3 protein-coding genes are annotated in these 2455 nt (G+C 68.0%); all 3 read left to right on the forward strand.

All coding sequences use genetic code 11. The annotated features are described in order from the left end of the window. Positions 1-87 precede the first annotated feature (87 nt). Positions 88-786, forward strand: a complete 699-nt coding sequence (locus U9978_RS23780) for a hypothetical protein (RefSeq protein WP_322763377.1) — start codon at positions 88-90, stop codon at positions 784-786. 140 nt (positions 787-926) lie between these two features. Beyond that, positions 927-1265, forward strand: a complete 339-nt coding sequence (locus tag U9978_RS23785; RefSeq protein WP_322763378.1) for a YciI family protein — start codon at positions 927-929, stop codon at positions 1263-1265. Between the two features lie 4 nt (positions 1266-1269). After that, the coding region (locus tag U9978_RS23790; protein ID WP_322763379.1) for an RNA polymerase sigma factor at positions 1270-2455 on the forward strand (1186 nt) is incomplete at its 3' end.

Genomic DNA, 2455 nt, shown 5'->3' on the forward strand with positions numbered 1-2455 from the left:
TGGCGGGTGGCGAGACGGGCCTGTCGATCCGGGCACCTCGCCGTTCGTCGTCTGGACGAGAGCACATCGTCGAAGGAGGAGCCTGTCATGTCAGACGAGTCCGTGTCGTACCCCGATGATGCGAGTGCGGCGACGTTCCTGCTCACCGTCCGCGGGAGAATGGCGGCGGTCGCGGTGGAGGAAACCCGCAAGGTCCACAACGAGACGGCCGGTGCCGCGCCGAGCGTGGCCGCCGCTCGTTCTCTTGGCGACCTCAGCCACAACGTCTACGCCGGCTACGGCGAGGACCACCGAGGTGAACTGCTGTTCATCGACTTCTGGAACAGCCTGTCCGGGCTCGGCCAGTTCTTCTCCGACCCTCAGGTACAGGCCGGTGGGAACATGCTGTTCGCCAGTCGAGAAAACCCCGTGTGGGCACCGGCCGAGAACGCCGGCAGCTACCACCTGGCGGTTCCGTCCGGGCGTACGCCGACTGGCGTCGGGTTGCTGCGGGCCGAGGTCACGTCGCTGGACAAGGCCGCAAGCGCGTTTCGCGACTATGCGTCGGCCACCATCAACCGGTCCCGACTGCACGGCATGGTGTCGCACAGCGTGTGGACTCGGGTGCCCGACCCCGGCGCACCGGCCGTGCCGGAGGTCATCGGGGTGGATGTGTGGCTCGACGCCGACGAGATGGCACGCTACTACGACCTGTCGCTCGGCTTCGAGCATCTCGGGCCGATCTTCGTTGGCAAGCCCGACACATCGATCTGGCAGGCCGCACCGGGCGACTGGACCGAGTGGTGACAGTGGGCGGCGTCCAGACCAGGTAACGTCGCCACCGAAGCGGACAGTTGCGTTGACAGAGTGCGTGACGGGCCAGCCCGGCACATGAGGCTCGCCGTGACCGACCCGGTGCCGGTCACGGCGAAAATGGAGACACATTCGTGCAGTACATCGCCTTCATCTGGACCAGATTTGATACCGACGCCGACGTCAGCATGGACGAACTCGCCCGATACGGCGAGTATGTGCAGGCCGCCGGGCAGGCAGGGGTGCTGCGAGGCGGCTCGGCGCTGCACCCGGTGTCGGCCGCGACAACGATCCGGCTCCGCGACGACGAGGTGCTGATGACCGACGGTCCTTTCGTCGAGTCCAAGGAACAGCTCAGCGGCTACGTCCTGCTCGAATGTGCTGACCTCGACGAGGCGTTGGCCTGGGCGGCGCGGATCCCCGGTGCCCGGCACGGCGCGGTCGAGGTGCGGCCGCTGCTGCTGACGCACTGATCCGGTGAACGGACCTGCGCCGCCGGAGGCCCATGCGCCGGTGTCACTGGAGGGCCAAAGGCGGCGCGATCATGCTCTTGCGCCGCCGGAGGCCCATGTCCCGGTGTCACTGGAGGAGGTGTTCCGACGCGAGTCGGGCCGGGTCGTCGCGACGCTGATCCGGTTCTGCGGCGACTTCGACCTGGCTGAGGACTCGGTGCAGGACACGTTCCTGGTCGCCATGCAGCGGTGGCCGGTCGACGGCGTCCCGGCAAACCCCGCGGCATGGATCACGACGACCGCCAAGCGGCGGGCGATCGACGTGATCCGTCGCGAGGGGCGTCGAGCGGACAAGGAGGCCCTCGTGGCACATGTCGAGGCGATGCCCGACGACGTCGCCGGGCCGGAGGACGACCGCCTCCGGCTGATCTTCACCTGTTGCCACCCCGCGCTGGCTCTCGACGCGCGGGTCGCGCTGACTCTTCGCACGGTGTGCGGCCTGTCGACGGTCGAGGTGGCGCGAGCATTCGTCACATCCGAGGCAACGATCGCCCAACGGCTGGTCCGCGCCAAACGCAAGATCAAAGTAGCCGGGATCGCCTACGAGATCCCGGCACCGGAACGTCTCGGCGATCGCCTGGCCGCAGTTCTCGCCGTGGTGTACCTCCTGTTCAACGAGGGGTATGCCGCCTCCGCCGGTGAGCGGCTCGTCCGCGACGAGTTGTGCACCGAGGCGCTGCACCTGGGTGACCTGTTGCACACGTTGATGCCCGCGGAGTCCGAGATCTGCGGACTTCAGGCGCTGATGTTGCTCAACCACTCCCGTCGTCACGCCCGGGTCGACCAGGCTGGCGGCGCAGTTCTGCTCCCCGACCAGGATCGCGGGCTCTGGGACAGATCAGAGATCGACGCTGGGATGGCGCTGCTCCGCCGCGCCGCCCGGGACGGCAGTGTCGGCCAGTACTGGCTACAGGCCGCCATCGTTGCCGAGCATGCACGCGCCGACGCCGCCCGGGAAACCGACTGGGCTCGCATCTGCCTGTTGTACGAATCCCTGGTGGCCCTGACCCGCTCCCCTGTCGTGCGGCTCAACCAGTCCATCGCGGTCTCGATGGCCGACGGACCCGCTGCCGGGCTTGCGTTGCTCGAACCGCTCGCATCGCACCTCGACCGGTATCTGTACTTCCACTCGGCGCGGGCCGACATGCATC

It is taken from the genome of Protofrankia sp. Cr2 (genome assembly GCF_963555885.1).
Classification (GTDB): Bacteria; Actinomycetota; Actinomycetes; order Frankiales; family Frankiaceae; genus Protofrankia.

Bases quoted from the DNA above. Each gene is read 5' to 3' on its own strand.
- U9978_RS23780 (WP_322763377.1), top strand. From the start codon at position 88: ATGTCAGACGAGTCCGTGTCGTACCCCGATGATGCGAGTGCGGCGACG.